The sequence below is a fragment of the Streptomyces sp. NBC_00457 genome (assembly GCF_036014015.1).
In the GTDB taxonomy this organism is placed as follows: Bacteria; Actinomycetota; Actinomycetes; order Streptomycetales; family Streptomycetaceae; genus Streptomyces.
Genome location: NZ_CP107905.1, coordinates 7,952,185 through 7,967,259, shown reverse-complemented (window position 1 = coordinate 7,967,259; position 15,075 = coordinate 7,952,185). Strand labels below are relative to the sequence as shown.

The 15,075-nt window shown below is 71.4% G+C and carries 15 protein-coding genes; 7 read left to right on the top strand and 8 right to left on the bottom strand.

Annotation, left to right across the window (positions count from 1 at the left end; translation table 11 throughout):
- Positions 1 to 353 precede the first annotated feature (353 nt).
- Positions 354 to 1,085, bottom strand: a complete 732-nt coding sequence (locus OG828_RS36380; RefSeq protein WP_328503561.1) for a VIT1/CCC1 transporter family protein — start codon at positions 1,083 to 1,085, stop codon at positions 354 to 356.
- Between the two features lie 269 nt (positions 1,086 to 1,354).
- Between OG828_RS36380 and OG828_RS36375 the strand changes: the two genes are divergently transcribed.
- Genes OG828_RS36375 through OG828_RS36345 form a run of 7 tightly spaced genes read left to right on the top strand, consistent with a single transcriptional unit; the run spans position 1,355 to position 9,247 of the window.
- Entirely contained in the window at positions 1,355 to 2,506 is a 1,152-nt protein-coding gene (locus OG828_RS36375; protein WP_328503560.1) for an ADP-ribosylglycohydrolase family protein, read from the top strand.
- Positions 2,449 to 3,618: an ADP-ribosylglycohydrolase family protein gene (locus OG828_RS36370; RefSeq protein ID WP_443062462.1), complete on the top strand. Its 1,170-nt coding sequence runs from the start codon at positions 2,449 to 2,451 to the stop codon at positions 3,616 to 3,618. Before OG828_RS36375 ends, OG828_RS36370 begins: the two co-directional genes overlap by 58 nt.
- A gap of 8 nt (positions 3,619 to 3,626) precedes the next feature.
- Positions 3,627 to 4,802 (top strand): ADP-ribosylglycohydrolase family protein, encoded by a 1,176-nt coding sequence (locus tag OG828_RS36365; protein WP_328503558.1) that lies wholly within the window; start codon positions 3,627 to 3,629, stop codon positions 4,800 to 4,802.
- Positions 4,790 to 6,298 (top strand): ADP-ribosylglycohydrolase family protein, encoded by a 1,509-nt coding sequence (locus OG828_RS36360; RefSeq protein WP_328503557.1) that lies wholly within the window; start codon positions 4,790 to 4,792, stop codon positions 6,296 to 6,298. Before OG828_RS36365 ends, OG828_RS36360 begins: the two co-directional genes overlap by 13 nt.
- Positions 6,295 to 7,188: a ribokinase gene (gene rbsK / locus OG828_RS36355; RefSeq protein ID WP_328503556.1), complete on the top strand. Its 894-nt coding sequence runs from the start codon at positions 6,295 to 6,297 to the stop codon at positions 7,186 to 7,188. Before OG828_RS36360 ends, rbsK begins: the two co-directional genes overlap by 4 nt.
- On the top strand, positions 7,185 to 8,438 hold the full coding sequence (locus tag OG828_RS36350; protein ID WP_328503555.1) for a CaiB/BaiF CoA transferase family protein: 1,254 nt from the start codon (positions 7,185 to 7,187) through the stop codon (positions 8,436 to 8,438). Before rbsK ends, OG828_RS36350 begins: the two co-directional genes overlap by 4 nt.
- Positions 8,435 to 9,247, top strand: a complete 813-nt coding sequence (locus OG828_RS36345) for an HpcH/HpaI aldolase/citrate lyase family protein (RefSeq protein ID WP_328441143.1) — start codon at positions 8,435 to 8,437, stop codon at positions 9,245 to 9,247. Before OG828_RS36350 ends, OG828_RS36345 begins: the two co-directional genes overlap by 4 nt.
- Positions 9,248 to 9,317: 70 nt before the next feature.
- On the opposite strand, the gene lgt is transcribed toward OG828_RS36345, so the two are convergent.
- From lgt to OG828_RS36315, 7 genes are all read right to left on the bottom strand, one after another.
- Positions 9,318 to 10,265, bottom strand: a complete 948-nt coding sequence (gene lgt, locus OG828_RS36340) for a prolipoprotein diacylglyceryl transferase (RefSeq protein WP_328503554.1) — start codon at positions 10,263 to 10,265, stop codon at positions 9,318 to 9,320.
- Between the two features lie 81 nt (positions 10,266 to 10,346).
- Complete coding sequence (locus tag OG828_RS36335; RefSeq protein ID WP_328366395.1) at positions 10,347 to 11,120, bottom strand: DsbA family protein; 774 nt, start codon at positions 11,118 to 11,120, stop codon at positions 10,347 to 10,349.
- An 85-nt stretch (positions 11,121 to 11,205) separates the two neighbouring features.
- Complete coding sequence (gene trpA / locus OG828_RS36330; protein ID WP_328366392.1) at positions 11,206 to 12,024, bottom strand: tryptophan synthase subunit alpha; 819 nt, start codon at positions 12,022 to 12,024, stop codon at positions 11,206 to 11,208.
- On the bottom strand, positions 12,021 to 13,307 hold the full coding sequence (gene trpB, locus OG828_RS36325; RefSeq protein WP_328503553.1) for a tryptophan synthase subunit beta: 1,287 nt from the start codon (positions 13,305 to 13,307) through the stop codon (positions 12,021 to 12,023). Before trpB ends, trpA begins: the two co-directional genes overlap by 4 nt.
- A 59-nt stretch (positions 13,308 to 13,366) precedes the next feature.
- Positions 13,367 to 13,588, bottom strand: coding sequence for a tryptophan biosynthesis modulator TrpM (gene trpM, locus OG828_RS49675; RefSeq protein ID WP_374104696.1), 222 nt, complete (start codon positions 13,586 to 13,588; stop codon positions 13,367 to 13,369).
- 22 nt (positions 13,589 to 13,610) lie between these two features.
- The gene (trpC, locus tag OG828_RS36320) at positions 13,611 to 14,420 is read right to left on the bottom strand and encodes an indole-3-glycerol phosphate synthase TrpC (RefSeq protein WP_328366387.1); all 810 of its coding nucleotides are present in this window, start codon (positions 14,418 to 14,420) and stop codon (positions 13,611 to 13,613) included.
- A 135-nt stretch (positions 14,421 to 14,555) separates the two neighbouring features.
- Positions 14,556 to 15,011, bottom strand: coding sequence for a DUF2752 domain-containing protein (locus OG828_RS36315; protein WP_328503552.1), 456 nt, complete (start codon positions 15,009 to 15,011; stop codon positions 14,556 to 14,558).
- Positions 15,012 to 15,075: the final 64 nt, after the last annotated feature.

Sequence of the window (15,075 nt, the reverse complement as noted above, 5' to 3'; positions counted from 1 at the left end):
TCGTCAACTTGGCATATGCAGGTGCCGAGGGACGACGCTGGCCCTCTGCGTGAGTGCAAAATTTCGTGCAGGTTACATGATGGGGCGGTTCTCGGGAACCGGATACCGCGTTCCAACATGCGGACGCCGCGGTCGCGGCGGGGGTACCGCGCACGGCGGCGGAAGCAATGGGGACCGAAGCGGACAGATCGATGTCCGTCAGCCCGAGGGCCGGGGAGGCGTCGTCATCGACCCCGAGGGTGCGCGGCAGGCCTCATTGCCCACAGCGCTTACGGCTCATGCCCGGTGGTTAAGCAATCGAAACCAGCGAGTAACGGCTACTTATGCGGCCCAACGCATAAGTGCGAGTCCCCCTATCCTACGGCGGTTCCCAGCAGGCTGCCCAGGGCGTACGTCACACCGGCCGCCGCGCCACCGAGCGCGAGCTGCCTGAATCCGCTGAACCACCAGGTCCGCGCCGTCACCTTGGCCACCACGGCACCACACGCGAACAGCCCCACCAGCGCAAGGAGCACGGCCGGCCACAGAGAACTGGCACCCAGCAGATACGGCAGTACGGGAAGCAGGGCGCCCAGCGCGAAGGAACCGAACGACGAGACGGCGGCGACCAGCGGCGACGGCAGATCACCGGGGTCGATGCCGAGTTCCTCGCGGGCGTGTATCTCCAGGGCCTGCTCGGGATCGCGCGAGAGCTGTTCCGCCACTTCCCGCGCCAGCCGGGGCTCGACCCCGCGCGCCTCATAGAGCGCGGCGAGTTCGGCCTCCTCGTCCTGGGGATGCTTGCGCAGCTCGCGCCGCTCCACATCCAGTTCCGCCTCGACGAGTTCCCGCTGCGAGGCGACGGACGTGTACTCACCGGCGGCCATGGAGAAGGCCCCGGCGGCGAGACCCGCGAGCCCGGCGATCACGACGGTCCGCGGACCGGCCGCGCCGCCCGCGACACCGGTCATCAGGGCGAGGTTGGAGACCAGGCCGTCCATCGCGCCGAAGACGGCGGGGCGCAGCCAGCCGCCGTTCACATCCCGGTGGGTGTGATTGTCGCGGTGCGCCTCATGGAGCGCCGCTTCGGTTTCGATGATGGCCATACCGGATCCCCCAGAGCTAAGGTGAGGCAAAGTTTAGACTGACTCCAGTCTTTGACAATACCAAACTTACGCCCCGGATTCCCCTCCCGCCAGCAAGGAAAGGCTCGTCTAACCTGCGCCTTTACCGCTGATCGCTCATTCGACAGCGAACATGCACAGATGTCGACCGGGTGACCTTGAGGCCCCCGACGCTCTCCCGGACCCCTCCGGTGGGACACATCCGCAAAGGGCTCCGCGCCCTGGGAGGAGCCCCCGGAGGAGAGGCCCCTATGGCATCGATCGCCTGCGTTCCCTCGGCCCCGGCGCCCGGGAACGCCGCCGAACTCCGCGACCGGGCACGCGGCGCGCTGCTCGGCCTCGCCGTCGGCGACGCCCTCGGAGCCCCCGCCGAGAACATGAAGCCCTCCGAGATCCGCGCCCGCTGGGGCCGTATCACCGGTTACGTCGCCGACAAGCCGGCCGGCACGGACGACACGGAGTACGCGATCTTCTCGGGCTTGCTGCTCGCCCGCCACGGCAGCGCCCTGACCCCCTCCCATGTGGAGACGGCCTGGCACAAATGGATCGCCGACCGCGACGAGGGCCCCTTCCGCGGCGCCGGCTTCAGCGAACGCGGCACCCTGGAGAACCTCCGCCGCGGCCTCGCCGCCCCCATCTCCGCCCAGCACCGCCACGCCTGGAGCGACGGCCTCGCCATGCGCGCGGCCCCCTTCGGCGTCTTCGCCTCGGGCCGCCCCGCCGAAGCGGCCCGACTGGTGGCGATCGACGGCTCGGTCAGCCATGACGGCGAGGGCATTTACGGAGGCCAGGCGGTCGCGGCCGGCGTCGCGGCGGCGATGGCCGGCGCCCCGACGATCGCGGTGGTCGCGTCCGCCCTCGCCGTCGTTCCGGACGACTCCTGGACGGCCCGCTCCCTGCGCCGCGCCGTCGCCGTCGCCCACCGAGGCGAACGCGCGGTCCGCTCCGCGGTCGTCATCGGCGGCTACCCCTGGACCGACCTCGCCCCCGAAGCCGTCGCCCTCGCCTTCGGCGCCTACGCGGCAGCCGACGGCGACTTCGTCCAGGCCGTACTGACCGCCGTGAACATGGGCCGCGACGCCGACACCACGGCAGCGGTCGCGGGCGCACTCGCCGGCGCGACCCAGGGCGCGTCCGCCATCCCGTCCGACTGGGCCGCCGCCATCGGCCCGGCCCACGGCAGCTGCCTGCCGTCGATGAGGGGCCACCACGTGCTGGACGTGGCGGACCTGCTGACGGAAGAGGAGGACGCGGAGGCAGAGACAGAGGAACGGCAGGACGATCTCGTACGACCGGTCGATCTCGTACGACCGGACAGTCTCGTACGACATGAGGGGCGGGCGGAGTGCGACCCCGTGGCCCTCTATGTCCTCGCCGCAGACGAGGACGAGGTGCGGCCGTGACCCGGCGGGTGGAAGGGCTGTTGCTGGGGCTGGCCGCGGGGGACGCCGCCGGTTGGCCGGCCGCCCGGCACCGGGCGGCCCGGATGCCGGAGTGGACGCGGCGTCTGACGCGCGAACTGGACACGTTCGCGGAGCAGAACGCGACGACCACGCTCCCCGTGCCGATCGCGCTGAACCAGCCCCCGGAACCCCTCCGCCTCGGCCCCTCCGACGACGCGGAGTGGGCGGCGTTCGCAGCGGAGGCCGTGCTGCGGGCCGGGGACGACAGTGCGCTGGGCGACCTGAGCCGGGAGCGCCGTACAAGGGCCGCCATCGATCTGACCTGGAACGCGGTCGCGAGCGAAGTCGCGGCGGCGGCCGAACGCGCCCCCGAGATCGAGTCGGCGGTGCTCCCGCTGCGCGCCCGTATCTCGGTCCGGGCCGGTCTCGGCAACCTGGCCACCGGACTGCGCCCGCCCGCCACCGGCCACGACAATCCGCACTACTTCGACGACGCGGCGTGCGTACGGGCCTGTGTGCTGGCCGTCGCCCACCCCGGCGACCCCGAACTCGCCGCCTCCCTCGCCGAGTTCGACGCCCGCTATACCCAGGACGGCGACGGAGTGCACGGCGCGCGGGCGATGGCGGCGGCACTCTCGCTGGCCCTGGTCGGAGCGGAGGTCGAGGCGTGCGCGCGGGCGGCCCTCGCGGAACTCCCCGAGTCCACCGAGGTCGGCCGCAACGCCCGCCACGCGCTGAAGCTGGCGTCCGACACGGACAGCGCCTTCGCGCTGATCCCGCTCCTGGAGCACCAGATCGTCGACCACGTCTACAGCTACGGCATCGCCGCCGCCGAAACGGTCCCGGTCGCCCTGGCCCTGGCGACCGCGGCACACGGCAGGATCGCCGAGGCGGTCCCCGCGGCGGCCTGTCTGTCCCGGGTCGCGGACTCGGCCCCGGCGCTCGTGGGCGCCCTGACCGGCGCGCTGGGCGGCGGCGCGGCGATCCCGGCGACCTGGCGGGACACCTGCCGCACCCTCTCCGGCTGCGTCCTCCCTCGCTTGACCGGCACCGACCTGGTGGAACTCGCCGAACTCCTGGAAGCCGTACAACCGGCCCCACCGGGGGGATGATTCGGGGCATGACGCCCAAAGGAGAAGAAACCTCAGCGATCACTCTGCCCGAGCGGATCACCGGCGCCCTGGTCGGAGCGGCCGTCGGCGACGCACTCGGCGGCCCCGTCGAGGGCTACTCCCCCGCCCAGATCCTCGAACGCCACGGCGGCCGCGTCCACGGCATCGTCGGCCCCTGGCACGGCGACGCCTGGCGCACCGCCCGCCCCATCGCCCCGTACCACAAGGGCGACGGCCACATCACCGACGACACCTTGCTGACCCATGCCCTGGTACGGGTGTACGCCCAGATCCGCGACCACCTGGACGCCTACGCGATCGCCGAGCACCTGGTGCCGGACCTGATGACGAACCCGCGCTGGATCCCGGAGCTGGAGACGGAGACCCTGCCGCTGCACCGGGTCTTCCTGGCGGAGAAGTGGCTGGTCGCGAGGTTGCACTACGGCCATGTCGACCCGCGAGAGGCCGGCGTCGGCAACGTCGTCAACTGCGGCGCGGCGATGTACATGGCCCCGGTCGGCCTGGTCAACGCGGCCAACCCCGAGGGCGCATACACCGAGGCCCTCGACATCGCGGGCGCCCACCAGTCGTCGTACGGCCGCGAGGCGGCGGGCGTCTTCGCGGCAGCGGTAGCCGCGGCCTGCACGCCCGGCGCGACACCGGACTCGGTCGTCACGACGTGCCTGTCCCTGGCGAAGGACGGCACGCGCACCGCGATCGAGAACGTCTGCGAAGTGGCCTCCGCCCATTCGGACTTCGAGTCGGCGCTGAGCCCGCTACGGGAGGTGGTGGCACCGTACGACACAGTGGGCCCCGACTACCGGCAGCCGTCCCTGGGCGCCCGCCGCCCGTCCCGCCTGCACGCGATCGAGGAACTCCCCGTAGCGCTGGGCATGTTGGTCGTCGCCGACGGCGACTTCCGCCACACAGTCCTCGGCTCGGTGAACTACGGCCGCGACTGCGACTCCATCGCCACGATGGCGGGCGCGCTCTCGGGCGCCCTGGGTTCCCCGATCCCGGAGGCCTGGTCCAAGACCGTCTCGGAAGCCAGCCGCCTGGACCTCTGGGAACCGGCGACGACTCTGACCCAGGTCACGCGAGAGATCTTCGAACGGGACGTACGACGACGCCGAGCCCATGAACAGGCACTGACCGAGCTGGGAGTCCCGGCATGCTCCGACTGACGTGGGTCCAGCCGGAGGACCTGGTCGGCCACGAACTGCGTCAAGCAACCCTGGACGGCCGCGAGCCTTCGAGAATCGCGGCGCGGTGGCGAGCGGCGGGCGGGAACGAGGCTCCACTCCGGTCCGGCGCATCTCCCGATCGGGCATCACGCTACCTGCGACAACTGGCAGAGGACTTGCTGGACGAACTGACGGACCTGCCAAGCGCGTTGGAGGAGCAGGAACCGACGGAACTGGAGAAGATCAGAGCCCTGTGCCCGAACTGGCCACCCGCCAAGCTGCGGGCAGCTGACCCGCCCAAGCTGCAGGCAGCTGTCCCGCCCAAGCTGCGGGCATGCGTGCCGCCTGGGGCGGCACGGTTGGGCGCAGGCGGCACCCCGCCAGCGCCGGGCTGCGCGACCGACCCCGCCCCAGCCCCCACGCAGGCCCGCTTGGAAGCAGCCTGGCTCGGCCGAGCAGCAGGGTGCCTCCTGGGCAAACCGGTGGAGAAGCTCCCCCTTCACGCGATCCGCCAACTAGCCAAGGCCACAGACAACTGGCCCTTGAACACCTGGTTCACAGCCAAGGGCCTCCCCGCGGACCTCGCCACGAAGTACCCCTGGAACCGCAGATCCGCACCAACCTCCCTCGCCGAAAACATCGACGGCATGCCAGAGGACGACGACCTCAACTACCCCCTCCTCAACCTCCTCCTGCTCCAACGCCACGGCAAAACCTTCACCAGCGAAGACGTAGCCACCCTCTGGCTGGACGAACTCCCCGCCGGCCGCACGTTCACCGCAGAACGCATCGCCTACCGCAACCTCCTCACCGGCATCCACCCCCCACACACGGCCCGCCACCGCAACCCCTTCCGCGAATGGATCGGCGCCCTGATCCGCGCCGACGTCCACGGCTGGACCAACCCCGGCAACCCAGCCGCCGCAGCGGAACAGGCCCACCGGGACGCCACCCTCACCCACACAGCGAACGGCGTCTACGCTGCGATGTTCACCGCGGCCGTCATCGCCACGGCCGCCACCGGCACGCAGGACATCCACACCTGCCTACGCACAGGCCTCACGGTCATCCCCCCGAACTCCCGCCTCACGAAGGCCATCCACCGCGCCCTCCAACTGGCCGAAGACCACACCGACTTCGACACCGTCGTGGACGAACTCCACACGACCTACGCAGACCACCACTGGGTCCACGCCATCCCCAACACCGCCCTGATCACCGCCGCCCTCACCCACGCGAACGGCGACTTCACCACCTCCATCTGCCGTGCCGTCTCCGGCGGCTGGGACACCGACTCCAACGGCGCGACGACCGGCAGCATCGCCGCCCTCCTCGCCGGCTCCCCCACCGCACTCCCCGACCGCTGGACGACCCCCCTCAAGAACCGACTGGCCACCTCCGTCGGCGACTTCAACGGCACCGGCTTCGACACCCTCGCCCATCTCACCCAAGCGCTCACCCAAGCCCTCACCCACCTGGAGGCTCCTCGCCCATGACCCACATCGCCGTACTCGGCAGCACGAACATGGACCTGGTGGCCTACGTCGAGAAGGCTCCACAACGCGGCGAAACAGTCACCGGCCGCGCATTCCGCACGATCCCCGGCGGCAAGGGCGCCAACCAGGCGATCGCCGCCGCCCGCGCGGGCGCCACCGTCTCGATGATCGGCGCGGTCGGCAACGACGGCTTCGGCGCCCGCCTCCGTTCCACCCTCGAACACTCCGGCGTGGACACCGACCACCTGCGCACCACGGAAGGCCCGTCCGGCACCGCCCACATCGTGGTGGACGACGACGGCAGCAACGCGATCGTCGTGGTCCCCGGAGCCAACGGCACCCTCGACCACCTCACGCCCGGCGACGAGGGCCTGATCGCCTCCGTCGACGCCCTGCTCCTCCAACTGGAGATCCCGCTCACCGCGGTCCTCGCGGGCGCCGAAGCGGCACGCGCCCATGGTGTCCGTACGATCCTCACGCCCGCCCCGGCCCAGCCCCTGCCCCCCGAACTCCTCGCCGCCACCGACCTGTTGGTCCCGAACGAGCACGAGGCGGCCACGCTCACCGGCATCCCCGACCCCCACGCCGCCGCGTACGTCCTGCTCGACCAGGTACCGGAAGTGGTCATCACACTCGGCGCCTCCGGCAGCCTGTACGCGGCCCGCGGTCAGGAGCCCCTCACCGTCCCGGCCCCGAACGTCACCGCCGTGGACTCGACCGGCGCGGGCGACACCTTCGTCGGCGCCCTCGCGGTGGCCCTCACCGAGACGCGCCCCATGCGGCAGGCCCTGGCGTGGGCCGCCGCGGCAGCCGCACTGTCCGTACAGCGAGCGGGAGCGTCGGCGTCGATGCCGACCCGCCAGGAGATCGAAGCGCAGTTCGCCTCATGAGCACACCCGAAGCCACACCCCGAACCACACCCCGAGCCACACACCACCCCACACACCACCCCACACCCCCGCTGACCGGCCTCCGCGTCCTCGACCTGGCCACCCTCTTCGCCGGCCCCCTCGCCGCCACTCTCCTCGGTGACTTCGGTGCCGAGGTCATCAAGGTCGAGCACCCGACGAAACCGGACCCCGCCCGAGGCCACGGCCCGGCGAAGGACGGAGTCGGCCTGTGGTGGAAACTCCTCGGCCGCAACAAGCGCACGATCACCCTGGACCTCTCCAAGCCCGGCGGCCGCACCACCCTCCTGCGCCTCGCCGCCACCGCCGACGTCGTCATCGAGAACTTCCGCCCCGGCACCCTGGAGAAGTGGGACCTCGGCTGGCCGGAGCTGTCGGCCGCCAACCCCCGCCTGGTCCTCACCCGCGTCACCGGCTTCGGCCAGTTCGGCCCCTACGCCCACCGCCCCGGCTTCGGCACGCTCGCCGAGGCGATGAGCGGCTTCGCCGCGATCACCGGCGAGCCCGACGCGCCCCCGACGCTCCCGCCGTTCGGCCTCGCCGACTCGATCGCGGGCCTGGCGACGTCGTACGCCGTGATGACCGCCCTCGCCGCCCGCGACCGCACCGGCGCCGGTCAAGTCGTCGACATGGCCCTCATCGAACCGATCCTGACGGTGCTCGGCCCCCACCCGACCTGGTACGACCAGCTCGGCTACGTGCAGGAACGCACCGGCAACCGGTCCGCCAACAACGCCCCGCGCAACACCTACCGCACCGCGGACGGCACCTGGGTCGCCGTCTCGACCTCGGCCCAGTCGGTCGCGGAACGCGTGCTGCGTCTCGTCGGCCGCCCGGACCTGATCGACGAACCCTGGTTCGCGACGGGCGCCGACCGGGCCCGCCACTCCGACGTCCTCGACGAGGCGGTCGGCACCTGGATCGCCGAACGCCCCCGCGCCGAGGTGCTGGCGGCCTTCGAGAAGGCGGAGGCGGCGGTGGCCCCGATCCAGGACGTACGGGATGTGCTGACCGACCCGCAGTACCAGGCCCTCGGCACGATCACCACCGTCGACGACCCGGAACTGGGCCCCCTGCGCATGCAGAACGTCCTCTTCCGCCTCTCCGACACCCCCGGCGCGATCCGCTGGCCGGGCCGCCCGCACGGCGCGGACACGGAGCAGGTCCTCACCGAACTCGGCCTGACGGCCACCGAGTTGGAGGCTTTGCGCAAGGAAGGCTCCGTACGGTGACCTTCCCCCTGACCTGGCTCTACGTCCCCGGCGACCGCCCACACGTCATCACCAAGGCGCTCGCCTCGGGCGCCGACGTGGTCGTGATCGACCTGGAGGACGCGGTAGCCCCGGACCGTAAGGCCTACGCCCGCGCGGCAGCGGCCGAACTCCTCTCCGACCCCCAGCCGGTCCCGGTCCACGTCCGCGTCAACGCCCTGGACGGCCCGTTCGCGGCGGCCGACCTCACCGCACTGGCACGTCTCCCGGGCCTGTCCGGCCTGCGCCTCCCGAAGGTGTCCACCCCCGAACAGGTCGTCCGCATCGCGGAACTCCACTCCGGCCCACCCCTGTACGCCCTCCTGGAATCCGCCCTCGCCGTCGAACACGCCTACGCGATCGCGTCCGCCCACCCCGCACTCCACGGCATCGCCCTGGGCGAGGCGGACCTCCGGGCCGACCTGGGTGTTCGGCACGACGCGGGCCTGGACTGGTCCCGCTCCCGCGTGATCGTCGCCGCCCGCGCGGCCGGCCTCCCGCCACCACCCCAGTCGGTCCACCCCGACACCCGTGACCTGGACGGCCTGACCGCGTCCTGCGCCCACGGCCGCACCCTCGGCTTCCTGGGCCGCGCCGCCATCCACCCCCGCCAACTCCCCGTCATCGAACGCGCCTACCTCCCCACGGAGGAGGAACTGGAACACGCGGAGACGATCGTCAAGGCAGCCACAGGAGAGCTGGGCGCCCAGGCCCTCCCGAACGGAACGTTCATCGACGCGGCGGTAGTGGCGGCGGCGCAACGAACCCTGTCCCTGGCACGCCGCCGCTGACCCCGTCCCCGGACACAACGAGGGCGCCCGCACAAGCGCGCGGGCGCCCTCATCGACGTACAACCGACCTTCAGGTCTTCTTCGCGGACCCCGACTCGGATTCGGCCTCGGCCTCGGCCTTGTCCTTCACGTCGTCATCGGCGGCATCATCACCGTCGGCCGAACCGCCGGAGGCATCCGCATCCGCATCCGCGACCGCCTCCGGATCCGGCTCGATGATCTCTTCCCGCCCCGGCCGCTTCTTCGCCGACACCACGATGTAGGCCACCGCGAGCAGGAACAGGAGCAGGGCGGTCCAGTTGTTGAGGCGGAGGCCCAGGATGTGGTGGGCCTCGTCGACCCGCATGTACTCGATCCAGAACCGGCCGACGCAGTACGAGGCGACGTACAGCGCGAAGGCCCGCCCGTGCCCGAGCTTGAAGCGGCGGTCGGCCCAGATGACGAGGACCGCGACGCCGATGCACCACAGCGACTCGTACAGGAACGTCGGGTGGTAGTACCCGGGCACCCGGCCGTCCGCCGTGGACGTGATGTGCAGGGCCCAGGGCAGGTCGGTCTCCCGCCCGTACAGCTCCTGGTTGAACCAGTTGCCCCAGCGTCCGATGGCCTGCGCGAGAGCGATGCCGGGGGCGACGGCGTCGGCGTAGGCGGGCAGCGGGAGGCCACGACGGCGGCAGCCGATCCACGCACCCAGCGCGCCGAACGCGATCGCGCCCCAGATGCCGAGGCCGCCCTCCCAGATCTTGAAGGCGTCCACCCAGTCGCGGCCTTCGCTGAAGTACAGCTGGTAGTCCGTGATCACGTGGTAGAGCCGACCGCCGACGAGGCCGAAGGGCACGGCCCAGACAGAGATGTCGGCCACCGTGCCGGCCCGCCCGCCCCGGGCGACCCAGCGCCTGCCGCCGAGCCAGACGGCGACGAAGACGCCGATGATGATGCAGAACGCATAGCCGCGCAGCGGAATGGGGCCGAGGTGGATCACCCCGCGCGACGGGCTGGGAATGTAGGCAAGTTCCATGGCAAGGTCGACGCTACCCTGCCGGGCCGCGCCCACGGCAAGCGGCCCGGCAACGGGTGCGTAACGGGCGGGCACCCCGGCTCACGCCTTGTTCGCCTCCTGCACCAGCTGCTTCAGCTTCGCCGGCGTCATCGACTGGTCCTGCAGGATGTTCTTCCCGTCGAGCAGCACGGTCGGCGTGCCGCTGAAGCCGCCGTCCTGGAAGGCGGCCGCGGACTTCTCGACCCAGTTGTTGTAGGTGCCCTTCTCCACGCAGGTCCGGAAGGCGGGAGTGTCGAGGCCGTCGACCTTGGCGGCCAGCTCGATGAGCTTGCTGTTCTCGCCGAAGGCGTCGTCGGTCTCGGGCGGCTGGTTGTCGAACAGCACGTCGTGGTACGCGGGGAACTTTCCGGCGTCCTGGGCACAGGCCGCCGCGTTGGCCGCGTTGCGGGAGCCGGTGCCGCGCATGTTGCCGTCGATGATCGTCGCGAGGCGGTACTCGACTCTGAGCTGTCCGGAGTCGGTCAGTTCATGGATGGCCGAGCGGTACACCGTCTCGAAGGACTTGCAGGCCGGGCAGCGGAAGTCCTCCCACACCGTGAGCGTCGACTTGGCGCTGTTCTTGCCGACCGGGATGGCGAGATTGTCCTCGCCGTTCGCCCCCGAGGGCGCCACGAGCGGGCCCGAGCTCTCGCTGTCGTCCTTGCCCGCGTTGGCCGCGACGACGCCGATCACCGCCGCGAGCCCCAGGACGCAGACGACGCTCGCGCCCACGATCAGGGCCCGTCGGCGCTTGTCCGCGGCATTCTGCTTCTCACGCTCGACCGCCAGCCGCTCACGGGCGGTGCGCTTTCCCTCACGGTTCTTCTCGCTCACACCCACAGAACGAACCGGGGAGGCGCACCGCGCCTCCCCGGTCCCAGGTCCACCCGGAAGAGGGACCTGTATGAAATCCCGGTTGTTACGCCTGCCCGCGCACGCCCTTCGCCAGCTCACCGGCGAGGCCGCGGACCGCCTCGACACCGGCTGCGTCGTCCGCCGCGTCCAGCATCCGCTTCACGAAGGCCGAGCCGACGATCACGCCGTCGGCGAAGCCGGCGACCTCGGCGGCCTGGGCCGCGTTGGAGACGCCGAGGCCGACGCAGACGGGCAGGCCGGTGCCGGTGGCCCGGGTGCGCTGGACCAGGTCGTGGGCCTGGGCGCCGACCGACTCACGGGTACCGGTGACGCCCATGAGCGAGGCGGCGTAGACGAAGCCGCTGCCCGCGGCGGTGATCTGCGCGAGCCGCTCGTCCTTGCTGCTGGGCGCGACCACGAAGACGGTCGCCAGGCCGTGCTTCTCGGCGTGCTCCCTCCACAGCGCCGACTCCTGCACGGGCAGGTCGGGCAGGATGCAGCCCGCCCCGCCCGCCTCGGCCAGTTCGGCGGTGAAGCGCTCGACGCCGTAGCGGTCGATCGGATTCCAGTACGTCATCACGAGCACCGGCTTGCCGGTCGCCTCGTACGTCTCGCGCACCGTGCGCATCACGTCGGCGATCTTGACGCCGCCGCGCAGGGCGATGTCGTCGGCGGTCTGGATGACCGGGCCGTCGAGGACGGGGTCGCTGTGCGGCAGACCGACCTCGACGACGTCGGCGCCGCCGTCGAAGGCGGCCTTGATCGCCTCGATGCCGCCGTCGACGGTCGGGAAGCCGGCCGGGAGGTAGGCGATCAGGGCGGACCGGCCCTCCGCCTTCGCGCCCGCGAGGGTGTCCGTCAACAGCTGGATGTTGCCGCTCACTTGGCGTCCCCCTCGATCTCGGCGGTCTCGCTGCCGGCGTCGGCGGCGACCTCGGCGTCGGTGTCGTACAGCCCGAAGTAGCGGGCTGCGGTGTCCATGTCCTTGTCACCGCGGCCCGACAGGTTGACCACGATCAGCCCGTCCTTGCCCAGCTCCCGGCCGACTTCGAGCGCGCCTGCGAGCGCGTGCGCGCTCTCGATCGCCGGGATGATGCCCTCGGTCCGCGAGAGCAGGCGCAGGGCCTGCATGGCGGCGTCGTCGGTGACCGCGCGGTACTCGGCGCGACCGGTGTCCTTGAGGTAGGAGTGCTCGGGTCCGATGCCCGGGTAGTCCAGACCGGCCGAGATCGAGTACGGCTCCGTGATCTGGCCCTCCTCGTCCTGGAGGACGTAGCTCCGGGAACCGTGGAGGATGCCGGGCTCACCCGCGGTCAGGGTCGCCGCGTGCTCACCGGTCTCGACGCCGTGGCCCGCGGGCTCGCAGCCGATGAGGCGTACCTCCGGGTCGGGGATGAAGGCGTGGAAGAGACCGATGGCGTTGGAGCCGCCGCCGACGCAGGCGATGGCGGCGTCGGGGAGACGGCCCGCGCGCTCCAGCAGCTGGCGGCGGGTCTCGACGCCGATCACACGGTGGAAGTCGCGGACCATGGCGGGGAAGGGGTGCGGGCCGGCGACCGTGCCGAAGAGGTAGTGGGTGTGGTCGACGTTCGCCACCCAGTCGCGGAACGCCTCGTTGATGGCGTCCTTGAGGGTGCGAGATCCCGACTTCACGGCGATGACCTCGGCGCCGAGCATGCGCATGCGGGCCACGTTGAGGGCCTGGCGCCGGGTGTCGATCTCGCCCATGTAGATGGTGCACTCGAGGCCGAACAGCGCGCAGGCGGTGGCGGTCGCGACGCCGTGCTGGCCGGCTCCGGTCTCGGCGATCACTCGGGTCTTGCCCATGCGCTTGGTGAGCAGGGCCTGGCCGAGCACGTTGTTGATCTTGTGCGAGCCGGTGTGGTTCAGGTCTTCCCGCTTGAGGAAGATGCGGGGGCCTCCGGCGTGCTCGGCGAAGCGGGGGACTTCGGTGAGGGCGCTGGGGCGGCCGGTGTAGTTGACCAAGAGGTCGTCGAGTTCTCGGGCGAACTCGGGGTCGTGCTTGGCCTTGTCGTACTCGACGGCTACCTCGTCCACGGCGGCCACGAGGGCCTCCGGGATGAACTTGCCGCCGAATGCGCCGAAGTAGCCTTCGGGGCTGGGGAGTTGACCCTGGGGGTCGGGGATGAAGAAGTCGCTGGGCATGCGGATACCTCACGGTGAGTGCGTGGAAAAGACACTAATCGCCGTGGGGGCGGAGGTGATCAGTTGGCTGCGGGACCGTTGTGGCTGGTCGCGCAGTTCCCCGCGCCCCTCACGGGGCGCTGCCATCGGCGGCCGTTCACCTGCCCGGGTTCGTCTCCGATGACGTAACGCACCCTGCGGCCGTGCACCCTGCGTGCCGGCGCGCGGCAACCCCGGGGGCGGCAGCCGCGTGCGAGGCGGGCGTGCCGGTCCACGGTTGTCACGGTCAGCGAGAGAGTCATCGGCGGTAACCCTACCGGGTGATCAGCCGCGGCCGTGGCGGAGTGCGGGGTGGGCGCCCGCTGCCACCAGGTCGGCCACTGCTGTCTTCGGGTCCTTGCCGGTGACGAGGGACTCGCCGACGAGGACGGCGTCGGCGCCGGCGTTGGCGTAGGCGATGAGGTCGTGGGGGCCGCGGACGCCGGATTCGGCGATCTTGACGATGCCTTCGGGGATCTCGGGGGCGACCCGCTCGAAGGTGCCGCGGTCGACCTCGAGGGTCTTGAGGTCGCGGGCGTTGACGCCGATGATCTTGGCGCCGGCGTCGACGGCGCGGTCGACCTCGTCCTCGTCGTGGACCTCGACGATCGGGGTGAGCCCGATGGACTCGGCGCGCTCGACGAGGGACTCCAGGGCGGGCTGGTCGAGGGCGGCGACGATCAGCAGGACGAGGTCGGCGCCGTAGGCCCGGGCCTCCCACAGCTGGTACGACGTGACGATGAAGTCCTTGCGCAGGACCGGGATGTCCACGCGGGCGCGGACGGCCTCCAGGTCGGCCAGCGAGCCGCCGAAGCGGCGCTCTTCGGTGAGGACGGAGATGACGGCGGCGCCGCCCGCCTCGTAGTCCGCGGCGAGTCCGGCCGGGTCGGCGATGGCGGCCAGCGCGCCCTTGGAGGGGCTGGAGCGCTTGACCTCGCAGATGACCTTGACGCCGTCCCCGCGCAGGGCGGCCAGACCGTCCTTGGCCGCGGGGGCCTTCGCCGCGCGCTCCTTGAGCTCGTCGAGGCTGACGCGCGCCTGCCGCTCCGCGAGGTCGGCACGGACTCCGTCGATGATCTCGTCGAGCACACTCACGCGAGCGGCCCCCTTCCAGACGGTTGACTGTGAAAGCGGTTCAAAACCTATGGTCACTGCGATGGTATCCGCAGGAGGGCGTAGGCCTCGCATCCGGTTGACGCCGGTCCCACTACCTGGACATTCACCAGTTGATCAAGGGTGGAGCCAGCCACCGAACGGCAGGTTCCGGACAACCGTGAAGACCAGCAGCAATGCCCCGACGGTCCACAGGTGTGCGGACCCGAGTTCGATATGGAAGGGTCGGCCCCGTGCCGCGCGGACCACCCAGACGGTCCATACGACGGCGAAGAGCGCGTAGCCGACGACCGCGACCGCGTTGTCCTGCAGCGCCCCCAGGAAGTCCCCGTGGACGACGGCGTGCGCACTGCGCAGGCCGCCGCAGCCGGGGCAGTAGATGCCGGTGTACTGCAGGAGCGGGCAGGCGGGGTAGTGGCCGGGCTCGTTCGGGTCCACTGTCCCGACGTAGGCGAAGGCCCCGGCGACGGCCGCGAGCAGTCCCGCGGGCACGGCCAGCCGCCCGAGCACGGCTCCGGGTCCGGTTCCGGCGGGCGGTGTGGCCTTCCGGCTGTCGAGGTTCACGTCTTGCATTGTGCCTCGCGCAGGCGTGAGGGGCGGCCCCGGCGTCATACCGGTCCGCCCCTCACACGGTGCT